Origin of the sequence: Candidatus Riesia pediculicola, from assembly GCF_002073915.1 — a bacterium.
Lineage (GTDB): Bacteria > Pseudomonadota > Gammaproteobacteria > Enterobacterales > Enterobacteriaceae > Riesia > Riesia pediculicola.
Genome location: NZ_CP012841.1, coordinates 217,124 through 239,097, shown reverse-complemented (window position 1 = coordinate 239,097; position 21,974 = coordinate 217,124). Strand labels below are relative to the sequence as shown.

At 29.4% G+C, this 21,974-nt stretch carries 18 protein-coding genes and 5 tRNA genes; 8 read left to right on the top strand and 15 right to left on the bottom strand.

Annotated elements, in window-relative coordinates:
* Positions 1 to 49 precede the first annotated feature (49 nt).
* Together AOE55_RS01090 and gpmA are read left to right on the top strand one after the other, a co-directional pair.
* Complete coding sequence (locus AOE55_RS01090; RefSeq protein WP_013087646.1) at positions 50 to 640, top strand: redoxin domain-containing protein; 591 nt, start codon at positions 50 to 52, stop codon at positions 638 to 640.
* A 266-nt stretch (positions 641 to 906) separates the two neighbouring features.
* On the top strand, positions 907 to 1,590 hold the full coding sequence (gene gpmA, locus AOE55_RS01085; RefSeq protein WP_080611686.1) for a 2,3-diphosphoglycerate-dependent phosphoglycerate mutase: 684 nt from the start codon (positions 907 to 909) through the stop codon (positions 1,588 to 1,590).
* 11 nt (positions 1,591 to 1,601) lie between these two features.
* Here the strand turns inward: gpmA and AOE55_RS01080 are convergent.
* From AOE55_RS01080 to sdhC, 9 genes are all read right to left on the bottom strand, one after another.
* Positions 1,602 to 1,674, bottom strand: a tRNA-Lys gene (locus AOE55_RS01080).
* Position 1,675: 1 nt separating this feature from the next.
* Complete coding sequence (sucD, locus tag AOE55_RS01075; protein ID WP_080611683.1) at positions 1,676 to 2,545, bottom strand: succinate--CoA ligase subunit alpha; 870 nt, start codon at positions 2,543 to 2,545, stop codon at positions 1,676 to 1,678.
* Positions 2,526 to 3,716, bottom strand: coding sequence for a succinate--CoA ligase subunit beta (locus AOE55_RS01070; RefSeq protein ID WP_080611680.1), 1,191 nt, complete (start codon positions 3,714 to 3,716; stop codon positions 2,526 to 2,528). Before AOE55_RS01070 ends, sucD begins: the two co-directional genes overlap by 20 nt.
* A 38-nt stretch (positions 3,717 to 3,754) precedes the next feature.
* A complete protein-coding gene (gene sucB / locus AOE55_RS01065; protein ID WP_013087546.1) occupies positions 3,755 to 4,951 on the bottom strand; it encodes a dihydrolipoyllysine-residue succinyltransferase in 1,197 nt (398 codons plus the stop codon).
* Positions 4,952 to 4,959: 8 nt separating this feature from the next.
* Positions 4,960 to 7,779, bottom strand: coding sequence for a 2-oxoglutarate dehydrogenase E1 component (locus AOE55_RS01060; RefSeq protein WP_080611677.1), 2,820 nt, complete (start codon positions 7,777 to 7,779; stop codon positions 4,960 to 4,962).
* Positions 7,780 to 7,803: 24 nt separating this feature from the next.
* Positions 7,804 to 8,571, bottom strand: coding sequence for a succinate dehydrogenase iron-sulfur subunit (locus tag AOE55_RS01055; RefSeq protein ID WP_013087471.1), 768 nt, complete (start codon positions 8,569 to 8,571; stop codon positions 7,804 to 7,806).
* A gap of 4 nt (positions 8,572 to 8,575) precedes the next feature.
* Complete coding sequence (sdhA, locus tag AOE55_RS01050; protein WP_013087398.1) at positions 8,576 to 10,351, bottom strand: succinate dehydrogenase flavoprotein subunit; 1,776 nt, start codon at positions 10,349 to 10,351, stop codon at positions 8,576 to 8,578.
* Between the two features lie 12 nt (positions 10,352 to 10,363).
* Complete coding sequence (gene sdhD / locus AOE55_RS01045) at positions 10,364 to 10,696, bottom strand: succinate dehydrogenase, hydrophobic membrane anchor protein (protein ID WP_013087468.1); 333 nt, start codon at positions 10,694 to 10,696, stop codon at positions 10,364 to 10,366.
* On the bottom strand, positions 10,693 to 11,103 hold the full coding sequence (sdhC, locus tag AOE55_RS02745) for a succinate dehydrogenase, cytochrome b556 subunit (protein WP_013087799.1): 411 nt from the start codon (positions 11,101 to 11,103) through the stop codon (positions 10,693 to 10,695). The genes sdhD and sdhC overlap by 4 nt, the downstream gene beginning before the upstream one ends.
* Positions 11,104 to 12,160: 1,057 nt before the next feature.
* On the opposite strand from sdhC, the gene fldA reads away from it, so the two are divergent.
* A complete protein-coding gene (fldA, locus tag AOE55_RS01035) occupies positions 12,161 to 12,691 on the top strand; it encodes a flavodoxin FldA (RefSeq protein WP_013087725.1) in 531 nt (176 codons plus the stop codon).
* 88 nt (positions 12,692 to 12,779) lie between these two features.
* Here the strand turns inward: fldA and glnS are convergent, their stop codons facing one another.
* A complete protein-coding gene (gene glnS, locus AOE55_RS01030; RefSeq protein ID WP_013087752.1) occupies positions 12,780 to 14,444 on the bottom strand; it encodes a glutamine--tRNA ligase in 1,665 nt (554 codons plus the stop codon).
* A 169-nt stretch (positions 14,445 to 14,613) separates the two neighbouring features.
* Between glnS and AOE55_RS01025 the strand changes: the two genes are divergently transcribed.
* The 3 genes from AOE55_RS01025 (at position 14,614) to AOE55_RS01015 (ending at position 14,868) form a co-directional block, all read left to right on the top strand.
* Positions 14,614 to 14,686 (top strand) — tRNA-Met (locus AOE55_RS01025).
* A 24-nt stretch (positions 14,687 to 14,710) separates the two neighbouring features.
* Positions 14,711 to 14,795: transfer RNA gene (locus AOE55_RS01020), tRNA-Leu, on the top strand.
* Between the two features lie 2 nt (positions 14,796 to 14,797).
* A tRNA-Gln gene (locus AOE55_RS01015) sits at positions 14,798 to 14,868 on the top strand.
* A 43-nt stretch (positions 14,869 to 14,911) separates the two neighbouring features.
* Here the strand turns inward: AOE55_RS01015 and fbaA are convergent.
* From fbaA to dnaQ, 5 genes are all read right to left on the bottom strand, one after another.
* Positions 14,912 to 15,988 carry a class II fructose-bisphosphate aldolase gene (gene fbaA / locus AOE55_RS01010; protein ID WP_013087438.1) on the bottom strand — a complete coding sequence of 359 codons (1,077 nt, stop codon included), beginning with the start codon at positions 15,986 to 15,988 and terminating at the stop codon, positions 14,912 to 14,914.
* 37 nt (positions 15,989 to 16,025) lie between these two features.
* Positions 16,026 to 17,177: a phosphoglycerate kinase gene (locus tag AOE55_RS01005; RefSeq protein WP_013087650.1), complete on the bottom strand. Its 1,152-nt coding sequence runs from the start codon at positions 17,175 to 17,177 to the stop codon at positions 16,026 to 16,028.
* Between the two features lie 321 nt (positions 17,178 to 17,498).
* Positions 17,499 to 19,502 carry a transketolase gene (gene tkt, locus AOE55_RS01000; protein WP_013087722.1) on the bottom strand — a complete coding sequence of 668 codons (2,004 nt, stop codon included), beginning with the start codon at positions 19,500 to 19,502 and terminating at the stop codon, positions 17,499 to 17,501.
* 114 nt (positions 19,503 to 19,616) lie between these two features.
* A tRNA-Asp gene (locus tag AOE55_RS00995) sits at positions 19,617 to 19,689 on the bottom strand.
* A gap of 46 nt (positions 19,690 to 19,735) precedes the next feature.
* Positions 19,736 to 20,485, bottom strand: coding sequence for a DNA polymerase III subunit epsilon (gene dnaQ, locus AOE55_RS00990; protein ID WP_013087773.1), 750 nt, complete (start codon positions 20,483 to 20,485; stop codon positions 19,736 to 19,738).
* Positions 20,486 to 20,535: 50 nt separating this feature from the next.
* Between dnaQ and rnhA the strand changes: the two genes are divergently transcribed.
* Together rnhA and gloB are read left to right on the top strand one after the other, a co-directional pair.
* Positions 20,536 to 21,021: a ribonuclease HI gene (gene rnhA / locus AOE55_RS00985; protein ID WP_041855226.1), complete on the top strand. Its 486-nt coding sequence runs from the start codon at positions 20,536 to 20,538 to the stop codon at positions 21,019 to 21,021.
* Positions 21,022 to 21,157: 136 nt separating this feature from the next.
* The gene (gloB, locus tag AOE55_RS00980) at positions 21,158 to 21,934 is read left to right on the top strand and encodes a hydroxyacylglutathione hydrolase (RefSeq protein ID WP_080611671.1); all 777 of its coding nucleotides are present in this window, start codon (positions 21,158 to 21,160) and stop codon (positions 21,932 to 21,934) included.
* Positions 21,935 to 21,974: the final 40 nt, after the last annotated feature.

The following is a 21,974-nucleotide window of genomic DNA, read 5'->3' as shown; positions in this document are numbered from 1 at the left end:
TAAAATATGCTCTTTTAAACAGATGATTTAATTAAAAAAGGAAATATTAATGAGCTTAATCAACACGAAAGTCAAACCTTTCAAAAGTTTAGCTTTTAAAGACAAAAATTTTGTTTCTATTTCTGAAAAAGAAATTCAAGGAAAGTGGAATGTATTTTTTTTCTATCCTGCTAATTTTACTTTTGTCTGTCCAACTGAGTTAAAAGATTTGTCCGATCATTATGAAGACTTTAAGAAAATAAAGACAGAAATATACTCAGTTTCTACAGATACTCATTTTTCTCACAAAGTATGGCATGACATTTCAAATACTATAAAATCAGTCCAGTATTATATGATTAGTGATTCAAGCTGGGAACTAACCAAAAATTTTGAAGTTATGCGATATTCTGAAGATGATAATGGAAATCTCAAAGAATCTGGATTTTCATTAAGAGCGACTTTTATTATCGATCCAGATAATATTATTCGATCCATAGAGGTGATATCTGATGGAGTTGGTAGAAACTCTCAAGAATTGTTAAGGAAAGTTCAAGCTCTTCAGTATATTAGAAAAAATTCGGGAGAAGTTTGTCCTGCACGATGGGAAAAAGGGCGTTCGACTCTAAAAACGAAAATAAATTTAGTCGGAAATTTGTAAAAAATTCTTTTTTTGAAATTAATTAATATACAAGATCGAACTGTTTTTCAATTCTCATTAGAATTATGAATATTTTAGGGTAATTAAAATATAAAAGCTTAGACTTAATGTTTTTAAAATATTTCTTCATAACTTCTTACAGATTTATCGAATTAGAAATTTTTTAATATTTTTGACATTAGGTTGTTTGTTGCTTTTCAAGAAAAAATTATCTAAATTGAAAATTAAACAGATATCTTCATGATAAAAAGAAGAGGAAAGATTTAATGTTTGTTCGATTGGTTATTATACGACATGGAACAAGTATATGGAATCAGTTAAATAAATTTACTGGATGGACAGATGTTCCTTTGTCAAAAGAGGGTTACATAGAAGCAAAAAAAGCAGGAAAGATCTTAAAAAAAAATAGGATAACATTTGATGTTGCTTATACTTCCTTTTTAAAACGAGCAATCCATACTTTATGGGAAGTTTTAAAAGAAATTGATAAAAGTTGGATTCCGGTTTATAAAACCTGGAATCTTAATGAAAGACATTATGGTGCGTTACAAGGTTTAAATAAAGAAGAAGTTAGTAAAGAGTACGGAAAAGATCAAGTCGAACTTTGGAGAAGAAGTTTCAAAATCAAACCACCTTCTCTTAAAGAGAACTCTGTTTTTATGAAAGATATTCGCTACAATACAATAATTAAAAAAAATTTTCCGGATTCAGAGAGCTTAGAAGATACTCTTAAAAGAGTAGTTCCACTATGGAAAGAAGAAATTAAACCTAAAATAAAAAGAAAAAATAAAGTTTTAATTGTCGCTCATGGAAATTCTCTTAGAGCTTTGGCAAAACATTTAGAAAACATAAGTGAAGAATCTATTTCAAAGCTAAATATTCCTACCGCAAAACCTATTGTATATGAATTTGATAGAAATATAGATGTGATCAATAGATATTATCTCTGATTTTTTTAAATTGGGTCGTACAGGAATCGAACCTGTGACCAATTGATTAAAAGTCAACTGCTCTACCAACTGAGCTAACGACCCACTAAAAATATTTTCTAATGTTCTCTCCAATCTTGGAAATACTTTGGATTACTTCGATTCCATTCTTTTCTAAAAATTTCATTTTTTCTTCAATATCGAGATCTACATTTTCCAAAATAGCTCCAGCATGACCCATTTGTTGATCTCTAGGAACATGCAAACCGGCTATATAAGCGAGAACTGGTTTTGTAACTTTTGATTGTATGTAAGAAGCAGCTTTTTCCTCTCTATTTCCTCCAATTTCTCCGATCATCAGAATAACCTTAGTATCTATATCATCTTCAAAAAGAGGTAAAATTTCAATAAAATCACATCCGGATATCATATCTCCTCCTATTCCTACACAGGTAGATTGACCTATCCCCAATCTACTGATCTGATCGACCGCTTCGTACATTAATGTTCCAGATCTAGATATTATTCCGACTGCACCAATCTTATGAATAGAGTACGGCTGAATCCCTATCTTACATTGTCCTGGGGATATTATACCAGGAGAATTAGGACCTATCATAATTATATCTTGATTTTCTTGCAATTTTTTTTTTACTACCATCATATCCAAAATCGGTATTCCTTCCGTAATAACTATAATCAATTCAATTCCTGAGTCAACTGCTTCCAATATAGCTTCTTTACAGAAAATTGCAGGAACATAAATTACTGAAGTATTCGCTTTTGTATAGAAAACAGCTTCTTTAACTGTGTCAAAAATAGGAATACCCAAATGGTAGGTATTTCCTTTTCCTGGAACTACTCCAGAAACTATTTTTGTACCATATTTCATATCAATATCAGAGTGAAAACTACCTTTTTTCCCAGTTAAACCTTGACAAACTACTCTAGTGTTTTTATTTATTAAAATAGACATTTTTTGCTAAATGAACCGATCTTTTAACCATCTTTTCTAAATTATCCATAACGAAGATATTATTAAAACCGCTTTTTTCTATATAATTTATTCCAGATTGATATCCGTTTCCAGATAATCTAATCAATATTTTTGGAAAACATTCGTTTTGGATGTCCTTTAAAGATTGTATTAAAGCTTCTGCGACGATCTCACATCTCACGATTCCTCCAAATATATTAATTAAGATTACATTGACATTTTTTTGAACTAGTACCTTATGAATATAAGACTTCATTCCAGATAAGTCTGTGTTTCCTCCTATATCTAAAAAATTAGCTGGATTTCCTCCATAAATTTTTATTAGATCCATCGTCGCCATAGCCAATCCTGCTCCATTAGCGATGCATCCTATATTTCCTTTCAATAAAACATAATTTGAAGGTTCATATAATTTAAATTTTTCATTATCTATTTTAGAATTAAATTTTAATATATTCTTTTTTAGTTCTTTTTTTCGAAAGAAAGCATTACAATCCATGTTTGATTTTCCATCTAAACAGAAAAACCTCCCCTTTTTATCAATAGCTATCGGATTGATCTCTACAAATAGAAGATCTAAATAGAAAAACATATTTAATAATTTTATAAGAAATTTTGAAAAAAATTTCCCTTCTTTTTTTTGATAGCCTAAATTATCTACATGTTTTTCTAGTATATTCAACGTCAATTTTTTGATAGGATCTATCTCAATCTTTCGAAATAACTTTTTACAATTTCTATGATATTTCTCCACTTCTGTTCCACCAGAAGAAGAGAAGATCAACATAATTTGTTTATCATTCTTATCCAATGATATACTTGCATAAGTTTCTTTTTTAATTGAAACATGCTCTTCTACTAATATTCCGATTACTAATTGACCACCTGAGTTGGTTTGATTTGTAATTAGTTTCTTATTCATCCACTTAAAAAAAAATAATTCGGCTTCTTTTATGTTAGAAACTATCTCAATTGCTCCTGACTTTTTTCTTCCTCCAGATTGTATTTGACATTTTAGAACAAAAATTTTTTGATTCAGTTGGAAAATTGCGTTTCTAACTTCTTCGATTGTTTGACAAAAGAAACCTTTTGGAACTAAAAAACCAGAAAGAAAGAGCATTCTTTTAACTTGATATTCGTATAGATACATTTTTACTCATTATGTTTTCTTTTAAAAAATATGAATTATTAACTCAATAGAAGTAGTATCGGATTTTCTAAAGATTCCTTTACATCCAATAAAAAACCGATTGCTTCCTTTCCGTCGATTATTCTGTGATCGTAAGATAAAGTTACATACATCATTGGGGAAATTTTTATTTCTTTATTTTCAGATATTACCCGGTCTTGAACTACATGCATTCCAAGTATTGCGCTCTGAGGAGGATTAATAATTGGAGTTGACATCAATGATCCAAATATTCCTCCATTAGTAATTGTGAAACTTCCACTTTTTAAATCTTGAAGATCCAGATAATTTTTCGAACTTTTTTCAATAATTTCTTTTATTTTTTTCTCTATATCTACCAAATGAAGTTCTTCTACTTTTCTTAGAATCGGGGTAATCAATCCTCTTTTAGTAGATACAGCTACATTAATGTCAATGTGATTATGATATAAAATATTTTCCCTATCAATCGATGCGTTTATTTCCGGATATTTCTTCAAAGAATTTGCACAAGCCTTTACGAAAAAAGAAGTTATTCCCATCTTAAATCCATACATTTTTTCGAAACTTCTTTCGTAAGATCTTCTTATATTCATAATCGATTGCATATTTATCTCATTAAACGTCGTTAGTGTAACGGAATTATTTTTTGAACGTAATAATCGATCAGAAATACATTTCCTGATGTTTGTCATCGGTATTATCTTATAAGATTTGTTTTTCTTTTCCATTGATTTTTTGAGAGATAAATCCATGTTCCCAAAAGGATACTTTTTTTTATCAACAGAATTCATTTCTTCTTTAAAAAAATTATCTAACTCTTTTAAATTCTTTTTTTGTGTTAAAAGTTTATTTTGATCCTTCAAGATTTTTCTGCGTAAAGAAGGAGAAGAGAAAGATTCATTTCGATTTGATTTCTTCTGAAAATAATCTGAAGAAAGTTTTTCAATATACTTTCGATCACCACAATTATTAACATATCCTAGGACTTCTCTTGACTTTACTAAAGATCCAACACCTTTTAATACTGATTCTAAAGTTCCAGAAACTGGAGAAGAAATCTCTAAAACAATCTTATCAGTTTCAATTTCTACCAATAACTCACCTTCTTTAACAAAATCACCTACTTTTTTTCTCCATTTCAATACATTGGCCTCAGATACGGATTCAGAAAGATTTGGTGCTAATACTGGATTTTTTGAACAATTCTTTTTCATGTTAAATATTAATAAGAAGATGATAGAGCTGATTGAATAATCTGTTTCTGTTTTATTTTATATTTCATATAATTTCCCTCAGATGAAGTTGCTGATTTCGACCTTCCAAAATAAGAAAGATGTGCGTAGTTCGGAATGATTTTTCTAATATAACCTTTTACATGACTCCAAGCTCCTTGATTCTTCGGTTCTTCCTGACACCAAATGAAATTAGTTACACGATTATATTTCTGGATTTTATCTTTTAATTCTTCTTGAGGAAATGGATAGAGTTGTTCAATTCGGATAATTAAAGTTCTATAAGCTCCATATCCAATAATTCTCCTTTCTTTTGATAATTCGTAATATATCTTTCCACAACAGAAAATTATTTTTTTAATATCAACTTGTATTTCATTTTCAAATTTTTCTTCAATAATACTATGAAATTTACTATCAAATAACTCTTTAAGATGAACCCGACATTTCGAATGATGTAATAAAGATTTTGGAGAAAAAATAATGAGGGGATTTCTTTGAGTTCCATCTCTATTTGATCGATTCATAAGACAATGATCTGTAAGAGCATGATATATTTGAGATGGATTAGAAGGTATCAATATTTTCATGTTTTTTTCTGCACATAGCTGAAGATACCTTTCTATTCTTGCAGAAGAATGGTCTGGTCCTTGTCCTTCACATCCATGTGGTAGAAACAATACCAAGTTACTCTGAGTCCCCCATTTCTTTTTTCCAGAACTAATAAACTGATCCACTACAACTTGTGCAACGTTTGAAAAATCTCCAAATTGAGCTTCCCATATTGTCAAAGATCTATTATTTATTAAAGAATAACCATACTCAAATGCTAATGTAGATTCTTCTGATAATACAGAGTCCCAGATCTTTAAAGTTCCCAAAGAATCTTTTATATTTTTCATCAAAAAAAGTTCCTTACCGCTTACTTGATCATATACTTTAAGATGTCTTTGAAAAAAAGTCCCTCTGCTCACGTCTTCTCCAGATATCCGAATATCAAATCCATGTATCATTAGTGTAGCATATGCTAAAATTTCAGCTGTAGCCCAGTCACAAGGAGATTCTTTTAACGAAATTTTTAATCGATTTTGAAGTATTTTTTTTACTAAAGGATGTAGCTTAAAATTTTTTGGAACAGAATTGATTTTCTGTAATATTTTTTGAAGATTTTCAGATTGTATCAAATCTTTTCTAGGATATATTTCTGAATTTTGAATCATACAATCAAAGTCGTCAATAAAAGTAGCTTCACATGACAAAGAACTTCTCGCATTCAGTTTTTTTCTGTAAGAATCTATCATATTTTGAAAAATTTTCCTATTGACTATCTTATCTGTTCTGTTCAACTTTTCAAAATAAATCGATTTAGATGTATTATGTTGATCAATGGATCGATACATTATTGGCTGCGTTGCTTTTGGATCATCTATTTCACTATGACCCCTTCTTCTATACCCGACAAGATCGATAATAACATCTTTTTTAAATTTTTTCCGAAAATCCAAAGCTAATCTTGAAACAAAGATAACTGATTCTATATCGTCTGCATTAACATGAAATATAGGAAATTGAGTGAATTTAAAAATATCTGTGCAATATCTAGAAGATCTCAAAAAATCTTTTTTAGATGTAGTGAAACCAATTTGATTATTTAATACGATTCGAATTGTTCCTCCGACACTATATCCTTCTATCTTGTATAAATTAATAGTTTCCTGAACTACACCTTGTCCAATTACAGAAGCATCACCATGTATAGTAATGGATAAAATTTCTTCTGGATTTTTCTTTAACTTATCTATGTATCCTCTCGTCATTCCCATGACAACTGGATTAACAATTTCTAAATGAGAAGGATTGAAAGATAAATTTAACTCTATTGTTTTATTTCTTATTTTGAATATTGAAAAACCACCATAATGATATTCTACATCTCCAAAAAATTCTTCTCTCGACATTTCATCTACTTTTTGAAATATCTTTTTCAAAGGTTTTCCAAATATATTTACTAGAACATTAATTCTTCCACGATGAGCCATTCCAAGAACAATTTTAGTTATTTTTTGTTTTTCTGAAGAAATAATAATATCTCTTAGCATAGGTATTAAGACGTCAATTCCTTCCAGAGAGAATCGCTTCTCTCCCGGAAATACTTTTGCTAGGTATTTTTCTAGTTCTTCTGCGGAAACTAAATCAGAAAGAAATTGAATTTTTTCTGAAGTTTCAAATATATCTTTTGAAAATATACATGTTTTTTCTATCTTATTCTGAATCCAATTTCTTTGATCCTCATCTTCTATATGCATATACTCGAAACCTATCGATTGACAATAGATTTGATTCATTCGAAATATAAGATCTTTCAATTTGTTCAATCTATTTACGATCAAATTATTGCTATCTCTTTTTTCCTGAATTTTATATAAATTCTGTATTTTTTTTAGAAAAAAACTCTGGATACTCTTTCTTAACGTATTTTTTCTCAATTCAATCGGATTCAAACAAGATTCTAGATGTCCTTTTTCTCGAAAATATCTTTTTATTTGGGAAACTATTCTTTTTTCTTTTTCTAAAAGGATTTGATATGAGTTTTCTGAATTATTTTTTTTTAAACGAAATTTATTTTTAAGGTTTAAATGAGAAAAACTGATTAATGAAGGATCAGTTTTTTTTATTTCAGAAAAAGATTTCTTTGATGTTTCATTACAAAAATAATTTTGCTTCTCTTTATTTCTATACTTTTCGATGTACGAAATATTTTCTATTGGAAAAGAAAAACACAATTCTTTACTTTTGATTTTCTTATTCATTTTACAGAAGATAAGATGACAACGTTAGAGTTTTTTATTGATTTTCTTAAAAATATGTTTTAACAACATAATTTTTACAGATCTAATAGCTTTGTTCGGATTTAATTTTTTTGGGCAAAAAGAAACACAGTTCATAATGTTGTGACACTTAAACACACTGAAGTGATCATGTAACCTTCTCAATCTAAGATCGTTCCCATGATCTCTATCATCCAATAAAAATCTGTATAGAACCAAAATTGCAGCAGGACCAAGAAATTTTTTTTCGTTCCACCAAAAAGAAGGACAAGAAGAAGAGCAGCAAGCACATAAAATACATTCGTATAAACCTTCTAGCTGATTTCTACTGTCAACTTTTTGAATATTTTTTCTTTTATCAAAAATATCTTTTTGATCTTTAATTATATATGGAAGAACTTTTTGATATTGATTAAAAAAGGAAGATAGATCAACTATTAAATCTTTCAAAATTGGAAATCCTGTCAGAGGCTTAATAACAATTTTTTTATTTCTTTTAATTAACCAATCTACTGAAGTAATACAGGACAACCCATTGCGTCCATTAATATTCATTCCGTCCGAACCGCACACTCCTTGTCCACAAGACATTCTAAAGCTAAAAGATGGATCCTTTTTTTTAACTTGAATTAATAGATCTAACAACATTTTTCCCTTAACTTTTTCCATCTGAAAAAAATAACTTTTCATATACGGATAAGAACTGATGCTTGAATTATATCGATATATAGAAAGTTCTAAATTATCTTTTTGATTTTTTTTTATATGTATCATAAATTCAATAATTTCTTTCTTTTGGAAAAAAAGGATCACAAAACTTAGTTTGAAAATTAATTTTTCTTTTTTTTATGTTTTCTTTTGAAAAATATAAGGTATGAAATAACCATTTTTGATCATCTCTGTTGGGATAGTCAACTCGATAATGCGCACCTCTACTTTCTTTTCGAAATATAGCAGAACAAGCGGTAGCAATTGCTGTCTCTATTAAATTATCTATTTCCAAACATTCTACTTTATTTAGATTAAAAAAATTCACGTGATCTCTTATTCGAGATCTTTTTAATCTTTCTTTGATCTCCTCTAACTTTTTCAATCCATCTAACATAACTCTTTTCTCTCGAAAAACATAAAAATGATTTTCCATACATTTTTGAATACGTTCCTTTAATCTAGTTGGATCTTCAAAAGAAGAAGATCCAGTTTGATTCCATTTGCTTAATCGATCAAAGATGACTTCCATATCAGAAAGATTTGCATCACGAGTTTTGCTATAATTTGAAATAAATTTTTTTACGAACTTTCCAACAGTTTTTCCGAAAACTATCAGATCCAAAAGAGAGTTTCCTCCCAACCTGTTTGCACCATGCACGGACATGCAAGCAACCTCTCCAATAACAAATAATCCTGGAACTACTTGGTCTTCTCCTTTGCTATTCATTGTCAAAGCTTGACCAAAAATATTACAAGGTATTCCTCCCATCATATAATGACATGTAGGAGCTACTGGAATATCAGATTCTTTGGGATTAACCCCTGCAAATATTTGAGATAATTCCAATATTCCTGGCAATTTCTTCTCTAATTCTATCAGATTTAGATGTTTTACCCTTAATTTAACATGAAATCCATTTCCTGAAGAATTTAAAAAACCTCTGTTTTTTTGAATCTCTTCTAAAATAGATCTGGATATAATGTCTCTGCTTGCAAGATCTTTCATCTTTGGAGCGTATCGACTCATAAACCTTTCTTCTATGTTATTGATCAAATAACCTCCCTCTCCTCTACAACCTTCCGTGATTAGTATTCCAACCTCCGATATTCCTGTCGGATGAAATTGCCACATTTCCATATCCTGTACAGGAAATCCAGCTCTAATAGCCATTCCTATCCCATCTCCTGTATTGATATATGAGTTCGTTGTTAAACGATAAATTCTTCCAGCACCTCCAGTTGCTAAAATAGTTGATTTAGAGCAAAAATAGACGATCTCTCCATCTTTTATATTTATAGCAACGCATCCAACAACGATATTATCTTGATTTTTCACTAAATCTACAGCATACCACTCTGAATAAAATACAGTTTTATTTTTTATATTTTGTTGGAAAAGAGTATGTAAAATAGCATGTCCAGTTCTATCAGAAGCAGAAGCGATACGAAAAGCTTTTTTTTGACCAAATTTTCTTGTTTGTCCGCCAAAAGATCTCTGATATATTTTTCCGTTCTCTAATCTAGAGAATGGAACACCCATATTTTCTAATTCAAGAACCGCTTTGGGCCCGTTTTTGCACAGATGTTCTACTGCACTTTGATCACTTAAATAATCTGATCCTTTGACTGTATCGTACATATGCCAAGTCCAATTATCTTTGTGAATATTTCCTAAAGATGCAGCTATTCCTCCTTGGGCAGATACTGTATGCGATCTTATTGGAAACACCTTTGTAATGACAGCACAAGATAGTCCAGATTTGGAAACTTCCAAAGCAGCTCGCATTCCAGCTCCTCCAGCTCCAACTATAATTACATCGAATACTTTCTTAAGAATTTTCATTTGATTTCTGAACTAAAAGATAATTTTTTTCAAATAAAATAGATGAAATGCTAAAAAAACATATAAAGTGGAATAAATCAAAATTTTTAATTTTTTGTTTTTAATATAATCTGTCAAAATATTTTGTGTCCCAATAAGGAAATGAACCACTGTTGAAAAAACTGCGAATATCGTTAAGATTTTCACAGGTCTCTTTAAGAAAAACTCTTGCAAAGATGTATGATCTATTTCTCTTTCTGAAAAAAAAATTAAAATATAGAACAAATAAATTAGTGATATAATTGAAGTAATCCTTAAAATAATCCAATTTTTTGTTCCAGAAAGATTCTCTTTTTTATTAGTCACAGATATATAAAAAGAAAAAACAAAAGAAAAGTAATGAAGAACACTAGTATAGCGGATATTTTAATTGCTATCAATTTATATCCGATAATATTTAGATCAATTAAAATGAATCTTATTCCTGACAAAATATGATATATAAACATGATAAAAAATATATAGACTAAAAATCTATAAAAATATGACTGAGAATTAAAAAAAATAATAGGCGAAAATTTTTCCTGAAACTTTATATTCGAATAAATTCTTCTTATCATCCACCCTAAAGAAAAGATATTCATAACTCCAGATATACGGTGTAGAATAGAAGCTATGGCGTTGATTGGTAATTTTCTTATGTCTAATTCTAAATTGATTAATTTCTTTTTTCTTTTGTTTGCCAGTTTCTCGAATTTTAATTTGTTTAGCATATCGTTAGAACTTTATCAGTTAGGATTCTATTGAGTAATTTGAGACTGTTTTAAACTTAATTTTATCTTAAAACTTATCTTATCACAGATTGAATTGCATTTCAGAATGCAACTTGTTTTGGATTAAGGTTAAAATAACTAACTTTATACTAATGAAAAATAAAGGTTATACATGAGCCAGTTATTTTTTTAGATGTATAAATTTTCTCAACATTTCTCCTGTTTATCTAACGTAAAATTGAAGAGGTTTTGTTCTATACGATTTATTTTAAAGATTTTATTCTTTTAAAAATTAGAGATTATTAAATTTTATATTTAATATATCAAACATTATCCATTTTCATCTTTATCGAACTTGTTCATTCTAGATAAAATGAAATATGGCGTTTATTAAACATTTTGGAAAATAATTTTAATATAAAAATCGAAAGAAAAAGATTTAAAAAATTTAATACTTTCCAAATTTTTTCGATAAATATATATCAATCAAAAATATCTCAGTATCCATTTGACAGAATTAAATATGCATCGTAATTTTTATACATATTGAAAAAAATTTTAAAAAACAAAAAATTAAAAGAGTCGAATCAATTTATAAAAAATTTCTTTAAGAAGTTTTCTTTCAAAAATTAAGCGTTAAATCATTGTTTTTTCCAATGATTTTTCTACGATATGATCCCAAAAATTCATTTTTCTTACTTATTATCATAGAAAAATACCTCTAATTGATCTATAATATTAGAATAAGTATACTTTTTAACTTTTATAATCACTAAAAAATCCATTTACGAACTTCTGAGAAGAAATCTTAAAAAGACATTAATTAAAAAGTTCTAAAAAATATTCTTAAATTGAAAAGTAAATCGTTTAAATTTTTTCGTCTTTTCGTATTAGATTGTTTTCCATACGTTGTAAAGCGATTAGACTCTCTAAGTCATTATTTTTTAATTTATTTCGTTTTCTAATTTTAGAAAAGAGTTTTTTAAGTAACTATCAAAAGTATACAGTTTAAGTAAAAAATTTTCAAAAATCAAAAACCATTTTTTTGGAGATTATTATGAAGAAAATTGGAATTTTTTTTGGAAGTGATACAGGAAATACAGAAAAAGTATCGAAAATTTTAGCGAAGAATTTAAAAAGTTTTGGTTATGAACCAGAAATTTATAATATAGCAAATTCTAAAAAAGAATATTTGGAAAGTTTTAATTTTTTACTTCTTGGGATTCCAACTTGGTATTATGGAGAAGCTCAGTGTGATTGGTATGATTTTTTCAATACATTGAAAGAAATTAATTTTTTGAATAAATATGTAGGAATTTTTGGATGCGGAGATCAAGAAGACTATCCAGAATATTTTTGCGATGCAATGGGAATATTAAAAGAAATTATCACAAAAAGAAATGCTAATTTGATAGGAAAATGGTCTACAGAAGGTTATAAATTTCAAAGATCTAAAGCCTTAGAAGATGAGAAAAATTTTATCGGATTAGCTATTGATGAAGATAGACAACCAGATTTAACCAATCAAAGAGTAAAAAATTGGGCTAAATTGATCGTCGATCACATAAATAGAATTAAAGAAAGTTAAGATACGACATATTTCCATTGATTCATTCTCAAAACAGCAGAAAAAGAAAAAATTTTTTGAGTTATTTTAGTTTAATTCTCTAAAAATTTCACTCATCTTTTGTTCTTTTTAAACTTACTGTTTGATTGATTATCAATTTAGAATTTCTTGAATAATCGCTTGTTGAATCAATACAAAAATATCCCTCTCTTTCTAACTGGAAGGGTTCACCTTTTTGAAAATCTAATAGATTTGGTTCTACGATTCCCTGCTTAAGTAACATTGAATTAGAATTAAATGATTTAAGAAAATTTTCTCCAGGATAAGGTTCTGTAAACAGATGGTTAAAAATTCTAAATTCTGCTCGAATTCCATATTTTGCACTTACCCAATGTATTATCTTTCTTGCCCGTTTTGATTTATCAAAAAATTGATCCATTGGTTTTTTTTTATATTGACAATAAATCTTTGAAATATTTTTTTGTTTGTCTCTTTCAATCCGATTTATTTCAATCGTATAAGCATGTCTTAAACGAAACATTTTTTCAAAAAGTAAGGGATCCAAATCACCATCTTTCTTAAGAAAATCAAATTTATCTACGTACAATCTATTATTAAATTTAAGAAACTTTACACCCATTTTTCGATTTTTTGGATGTCTGAAAATAATTAGATTATGTTCTTCATCTTGTTTCATGTTTTCTATAATAAGCAATACCGGATTCAAAACTCCCATCATTCTTTGAGAAAAAAGATCTAAATCTTTTCGAACACAAGACTCTAAAACCTTCATTTCAATTCTACTTTCTTGTTTAGTTACACCAATTTTTTGACAAAACATACGAATTGATTCAGCTGTATAACCTCTACGACGCATTCCAGAAATAGTTGGCAATCTTGGATCTTCCCATGATTCTACCATCTTCAAGTCAATTAACTGACTTAGTTTTCTTTTTGACATCACTGTGTACTCTAAGTTTAAACGAGAAAACTCATATTGCTTTGGTTTATGAACTATACTAATATTGTTCAATATCCAATCATATAATCTACGGTTTTCCCTAAATTCTAAGGTACATAACGAATGCGTAATTCCCTCCAATGCATCCGAAATACAATGTGCAAAATCGTATGTTGGATAGATTTTAAATTTTTTGCATCGAAGATCATCAGATTTCTCAACGTTTTTCTTAATCCTGTACAAAACGGGATCTCTTAAGATCATATAAGGAGAATACATATCTATCTTGGCTCTTAAACATATTCTACCTTCTTCGTATAGACCAGATTTCATTTTCTTAAATAATTCCAAATTTTCTTCGACTGTTCGATCACGATAAGGACTATTTTTTCCAATATGATTAAAGTTTCCTCTATACTCTTTTATAGAATTTTGATCAAGATGATCAACATATGCCAATTTTTTTTGGATCAGTTCAACTGCATATTTATAAAACATCTCTTGGTAATTTGAAGCATAACGAACTTCTCCATCCCAATTAAACCCTAACCATTTGATATCTTTTTTAATAGAATGAACATATCTTTCAAAAGATCTTTTTTCGATAGGATTGGTATCATCGATTCGTAAATTACATTTTCCATGATACTTTCTAGCAATACCAAAATTCAAACAAATCGATTTAGCATGACCGATATGAAGATATCCATTTGGATAAGGAGGAAAACGAGTATGAATTTTCTTAAAATAATCTTTTTTGATTTCACTTTTTATAATTTTTTGTATAAAGCTTCTTGAAATTAAACTTTTCATGCGTATCTTTAATTCAATTTAATTTGAATTGATTAAAATAGTATAGAATGTATTAAAAATCAATTTATTGTGAAAAAATCAATTTTTTGTTACTATAAAGCAAAAGATACGTTGTGTATTGACTACTGCTTAAAAAAATTGGAAAAAATTGACTTTTAGAATATTAGAGGGCTACGTAGCTCAGTAGGTAGAGCACAGCGCTCATAACGCTGAAGTCACAGGTTCAATCCCTGTCGTAGCCATTTAATAAAGTAAGTAAATGACAAGCGGGAATGGCGGAATAGGGAGACGCACTAGACTTAGGATCTAGCACCAAAAATGGTTTTGCGAGTTCAAGTCTCGCTTCCCGCAGTTGGGGTATAGCCAAGCGGAAAGGCACCAGGTTTTGATCCTGGCATCCCTGGTTCGAATCCAGGTACCCCAGTTTAAAAATAAATTAAGATCAAAATCTAATAAAAGGGATTATTTTATATGCATCGCATATCCGAAAGGGATCTTTTGATTCTATTGATTAAAGATATTTGAGATTCTCTAATCCAAGACCTCGGATCATAGAACTTCTTGTTGGGCTGAAATTCTCCAGATGGATTTCCGAGTTGGCTCTGCAAAAACAGTTTGTTTTTTTGATAATAGTTCAATATTCCAACCCAGGTAGCCCACTGGGTATCTGTATCGATATTTATTTTAACTACTCCATAGTCAATAACTTTTCGGATGGACTCCAAAGAAGAACCAGAACCTCCGTGAAATACGAAACTTACTTCATTAAGTGATGATCCAGAACGAATGAATTTTTTAATTAATTTTTGAGAATCTTTCAAGATTTTTGGATTGAGTTTGATGTTACCAGATCGATATACTCCATGAACGTTTCCAATAGAAGCAGCTATAATAAATTTTTCACTTACTTTGCTTAATTCACAATAAGCATAAAGTACATCTTTTGGATTAGTATATAAAGAAGATTTTTGTAATTCTTGATCTACTTTGACTCCATCTTCTTCTCCTCCAGTACATCCTAATTCAACTTCTATAGTCATTCCGATTTTACTCATCCTCTGAAGATATTCCGAACATGTTCTGATATTTTCCGATAAAGATTCAAATGAGAGATCTATCATATGAGAGGAAAAAAAAGGTTTTTTATTCTTCTCATAATACTTTTCTCCAAAATCTAACAATGCATCTATCCATGGTAAATTCTTTTTAGAACAATGATCAGTATGCAATATTACAGATGCACCATAATGTTTCGCCATTTGATGAACATGATTTGCTCCAGATAAAGATCCCAAGATCGCTGACTTATGATTACTCGATTTCAATCCCATTCCAGAAATAAAATTAGATCCTCCGTAAGAAAATTGTATGATAATCGGAAAATGAAAGTGAGCGGAACATTCCAAAGCCGCATTAATTGAATCTGTTCCTATACAGTTGATTGCAGGAATGGCAATTTTTCTCTTTTTACAAATATAAAAAACTCTCTGTATATCTTCTCCAAAGATTACACCAGGTTTTAAATGACCGAAAATTTTTGACATGAAAATCCTCTATTTTCAAGATAAATGAAAACTACTACTATCCTTTAAATTTTGAAACTATTGGAATTTCTCTCGTTTCTATATATTTTAGAAATGCTCCTCCTCCAGTAGAAACATAAGAAATTTTATCAAACGAATCAAACTTTTCGATAGCTGAAACTGTATCTCCTCCTCCAGCTAAAGAATATGCTTCACTTTTCGAAATGGCTTCAATTAGCCTTTTGGTTCCTAAAGAAAAATTCGGAATTTCAAATATTCCTAAAGGTCCACTCCAGATGATCATTTTCGAATTTTTAACAATTTGAGAAATGCATTTAATCGTTTGCTCTCCTAGATCGACAATATAATCGTCATCTTCAATAGATTGAACGGATTTGTTGAAACACTCTTCTGCGCGAGATATTTTTTTTGACACTTTTACATCAATTGGAAAAAAAACTTTTGAATTTTTCAATAACATTTTTGATTCCGGAATTAATTTTTTTTCCACTAAAGATCTTCCTACTTTTAATCCAGAAGACGATATTATCGTGTTTGCGATACCTCCTCCAAAGATGATCTTGTCTGATATTTTAGAAAGTTCTTTGATAACAGCTAACTTACTGGATATTTTCGATCCTCCGATTATCGTAACTACAGGGGAAATGGGCTTCTCAAGAATTTTTGATAGACTATCTATCTCTTTGGAAAATAATATTCCAGCACAAGAAATAGGAGAATATTCTGCTATACCATATGAAGAAGACTCTTTTCTATGAGATACTCCAAATGCATCCATCACGAATACATCGCATAATTTTGCATATTTTTGAGAAAGAAATGGGTCATTGTTTTTTTCTCCTTTATTAAAACGAACATTTTCCAGCATTAATATTTCATCATTTTTATATACGATATCTTCATCTTGAAGATAATTTTGAACTAAATTTACTGGAAAATTTAGAATTTTACTTAAAAAATTAGATATCGGTCTTAAAGAAAACCTGTCTTCGTATCTTCCTTCGACTGGTCTTCCAAGATGAGACATTAAGATAACTTTGGATCGTTTGCGAAGAGCGTATTCAATAGTTGGTATCGAAGAAGTTATTCTGTAATCTGAAATAATCTTAGAAGATTTTATTGGAACATTAAAATCACACCGAATCAGTACTTTCTTCTTATCTATATTGACAGATTTAATATGAATCATATTTTTTTCTCAAAAAAGTTGTTGAATTTCGGAAGTTTCTCTAAAAAATTTTATTTTCATTATTGTTTTGAAAATGTATTGTTGAGCCAACGTTCTCTTAACTCAAAGAAAAAAAATTTTCCCCATAGATGGATTTATTGAGGGAATAATTCTTTAAAAAAGAGATTTTTAATTTGATTCTCTTAATAAATGTTAAATGTACTTTATGAAAAAAAGTATAACATTATTATTGTAGATTATAATTTTAAGAAAAAATATTCGAGTCTAACACTTTAGAAATAAAAATTTTATATAATTCAATAGCTAAAAAAATCATTTAAATTAATCGTTATTTTTTAAAATACGTTTTACCTTTTCAACGATTTTAGCAGCTGTGAACCCCATCTTCTCAAATAGGATATCTCCCGAAGCAGAACATCCAAAGGAATCAATCCCAATAACCAAACCCCTTTCTCCAACATATTTGTGCCAAAAATTAGTATTTCCAGCCTCGATAGCTATCTTATGATGAAAAATATTGGAAGATAAAATCTCTCTTCGATAAGAGAGTCTTTGTTGATCGAAAACATCGGAAGATGGCATAGAAACTACTCTTAGTTTGTATCCTTCTTTGTCCAGAATATAATATGATTCCATAGCCAGTCTTACCTCGGATCCAGTCGCAATAAAAATCAATTCTGGATCGTTACTATTTTTCTTTAGTATATATGCTCCTTTAGATATTTCTAAAACCCGTTCGTTATCTCTATATTCCTGAAAAAGAGTTTGTCTAGAAAATATCAGAGCGCTTGGTTTATTTTTTCTTTCTACAGCCAATTTCCAAGATACTGCTGATTCTACTTGATCACAAGGTCGCCATACACTTATATTTGGTGTTGTTCTAAGATGATTTAACTGCTCTATCGGTTGATGAGTAGGACCATCTTCTCCTACTCCAATAGAGTCATGTGTATAAACGAATATACTCCTTATCTTCATCAGAGCAGCCATTCTTACTGCATTTCTAGCATACTCTACAAAAGTAAGAAAAGTAGCTCCATATGGTATAAAACCTCCATAGATAGCGATTCCATTTATAATAGCTGACATACCAAACTCCCTAGCTCCGTAATGAACATAATTTCCAGAAAATTTACAATCAATCGATCTAGCTAAAGAAGATTTAGATAAGTTGCTTGGCGTTAAATCAGCGGATCCTCCTAGGAGTTCTGGTAATAGATCATAAAGAAGTTCTAAAGTCTTTTTCGAAGCGTGTCTACCAGAAATATCTTTAGGATTTTTTTGAAGCGATTCTATGAACGCATCTGTTCTTTTTTTCCAGTCTTTCGGTAACTTTTTTTGAATTCTTCTAGTTAATTCTTTAAAAAGTTTTGGAAACTGCTCTTTATAAGAGCAGAGCATATTGGACCATTTTTTTTGTATTTTGTTGCCTCTAATCTTTGCATCTAAAGACTTATACAATTTTGAGGGTATTTCAAATTCTCCATATCTCCAATTCAATCTTCTTCTCATTTCAGTTATAGATCTCTTTCCAATTGGAGAACCATGGATTTTTTCTGATCCTGACATCGGGGATCCATAGCCAATAACAGTTCTGCAAATTAATAAAGAGGGTTGATTTTTAATTTTTTTAGCTTGATCAATAGAAGATTTGATTTGTTCGATGTTATGTCCATCAATATTATCAATAACATGCCATTTATAGGAAGAAAATCGAAGAGCAGTATCGTCTGTAAACCATTGCTCCACCTTACCATCTATCGAAATTCCATTACTATCGTAAAAAACAATCAACTTTCCTAGTTCCCAAGTTCCAGCTAACGAACAAACTTCATGAGAAATGCCTTCCATCATACATCCATCACCCACAAAAACATAAGTGTAATGATCGATAACAGGATATTTAGGTCTATTGAACTCTTTTGAAAGAATCTTTTCTGCCATTGCAAATCCAACAGCATTAGCTAATCCCTGTCCTAAAGGTCCTGTAGTTGTCTCCACTCCTAGAGTGGACCCGTATTCTGGATGACCTGGAGTTTGAGATTGAAATTGACGAAATTTTTTTATTTCTTCGATAGATAAATCATATCCAGTCAGATGCAATAAACTATACAACAGCATAGAGCCATGACCGTTTGATAATACGAATCTATCTCTGTTAATCCAATTAGGATCGGATGGATTATGATTTAAATAATTCTTCCAAAGAACAGCTGCAATATCAGCCATTCCCATAGGAGTTCCGGGATGTCCAGAATTTGCTTTTTGTATGGCATCCACACATAGAAAACGTATCGCTTTAGCAAAAGTTCTGTCATTAGTCATTTTTGACTTTTGAACGTTCTGTTAAGATGAGGAATGATTAAGAATGCAAAGTATCTAAGATATTGTTCTTTCAGTTAAACAATTGTTTCAATTCATTGAAAAGAAGAATCCATTCGGTGCGGACGGGACTTGAACCCGTGACCTCCGGCGTGACAGGCCGATATTCTAACCACTGAACTACCGCACCAATATTATACAAAGTCTTTTTCAGATCTATAGAAATCACAAAAGTTTTAAAAATTTTTATTTTTTCTCCATAAAGTTTTTTTTCCAATTTTTTTTTCAATAGTATTTAAAATAAATTCATGACAATATTGCTCCTTTGAATTAGCATATATCACAAGACTTTCTCTTGTTCTTTTTCTTTTTCTCTGAAAATAATATTGATTTAAAAAATTTTCTTTTTTTTCTAAATCATGATCAAAATTGAATGAAATTTGTCCTCCAGTCATCAATTTATATATTTCTGATAAAATCTTTGCATCTAGAATTGCGCTATGTACACTTCTTTTTGATCTATCTATATGATATCTATCACATAACGCATCCAAGCTATTTTTCTTTCCAGGAAAAAGACTTCTAGCTATTTTCAAAGTGTCTGTTATCCTGCATATTTTCTTGATTGAGCAAAAACTGTATTCTATCCTAGATAATTCGTGATTGATAAAACCAACATCGAAAGATGCATTATGGATAATTAGTTCTGAATTTCGGATAAAATCAACGAAGTCATCGACTATTTCAGAAAAAGTGGGTTTATCTTTTAGAAAATTGTCACTTATTTTGTGTATTTCAAATGCTTTTGGATCAACCGACCTTTTGGGATTGATATAGACGTGAAATAAGTTTCCAGTTAACTCTCTGTTAATCATTTCTACAGCACCAATTTCGATGATATTATGTCCTTCATAAGGATGTCCAGATGAACTCATTCCAGTGGTTTCTGTATCAAGAATTATTTTTCTTTCAGTTTGCACATTCATTTCATATTTTTCTGAACCAGGATCTAAATAAATTAATGAATTTAAAAATTATAAAAAAAGAAGTTCAAATATTTTCTGATGGTTCTTGTCTTAGGAATCCAGGACCAGGTGGATACGGAACAATACTTAGGTATTATAAGTATGAAAAGATATTAAGTAAAGGATATTTTCTTACGACTAATAATAGAATGGAATTGATCGGAGTAATCGTTGGTTTAGAATCTTTGAGATATTCTTGTAACGTCATTGTAACAACTGACAGCAACTATGTATGTCAAGGAGGAACTAAATGGATATATTTATGGAAAAAAAAAAATTGGAAACGCAGTAATGGATTGCCTGTTTCAAATATTGATCTATGGATAAGAATGAATAAAATTATCAAAAAACATAAAATTAAATGGAACTTAATAAAAGGTCATTCTGGTCATCTAGAAAATACGTTTTGTGATAAGCTTGCGAAAAATGCAGCAAACAATCCTTCTCAAGAAGATCAGAAGTATTTAGAAATATATTTAGAAAAAAATAAACTCTAATATTTTAAAAATATATTCTAAAAAATTTGAACAATTGTTTCTAGGATGAGAAATTTCTAAGTATTGTATTTTTTTTTACTTCATCTAAAATAAAAAAAATTCATTAAATAATCTAATTTTATTTTAGAAGATAGAAATGAAATTATTCTTTGTTCGTTCTTTCATAGACAATTACATTTGGATATTAGAACATCATAAAGTTTGCGTAATTGTTGATCCAGGACAGTCTGAAAAAGTTCTCAATTTCTTAGAAAAGAAAGGTTTCTTTCCAACTGCAATTCTTATAACGCATCATCATTACGATCATACTGGCGGAATATTAAATATCAAGAGAAAATATCCAAGAGTCGATGTTTTTGCTCCAAAGGAAGTTCTTTCAAAAGAAGTAACATTCTTCATTACAGAAAAAATAAATCGTGTTGAATTCTCTTTTTTTTCTTTTAAAGTATTTCATGCTCCTGGACATACAAAAGGACATCTATTGTATTATCAAAAACCTTATCTTTTTTGTGGAGATACATTTTTTTCTGGAGGTTGTGGAAAAATTTTTGAAGGTACGTCTTACCAGATGTATCAGTCAATTCTTCTAATCGAATCTCTTCCTTCAGATACACTGATCTGTTGTGCACACGAATATACTGTTAAAAATTTGAGTTTTGCAAGTACTTTGCTACCAAAAGATAAATATATTAATCAATATCTTGATATTTCTCGAAAGAAAACTTCAATACTATTACCTACTGTTCCCTCAACTCTATCCATTGAAAAAAAAATTAATATTTTTCTGAGATGTGATGATGAAATTGTAAAGAATTCTCCTAAAATATACGATATAAAAGATAAAAAATATGAAACAAAAAAAGAAAAATATAAGATTTTTTCAAGAATAAGAAAAATGAGAGATCTTTTTTAGTTATCTAACAGATATATCATTTAAAAATTAAAGTCTTTCA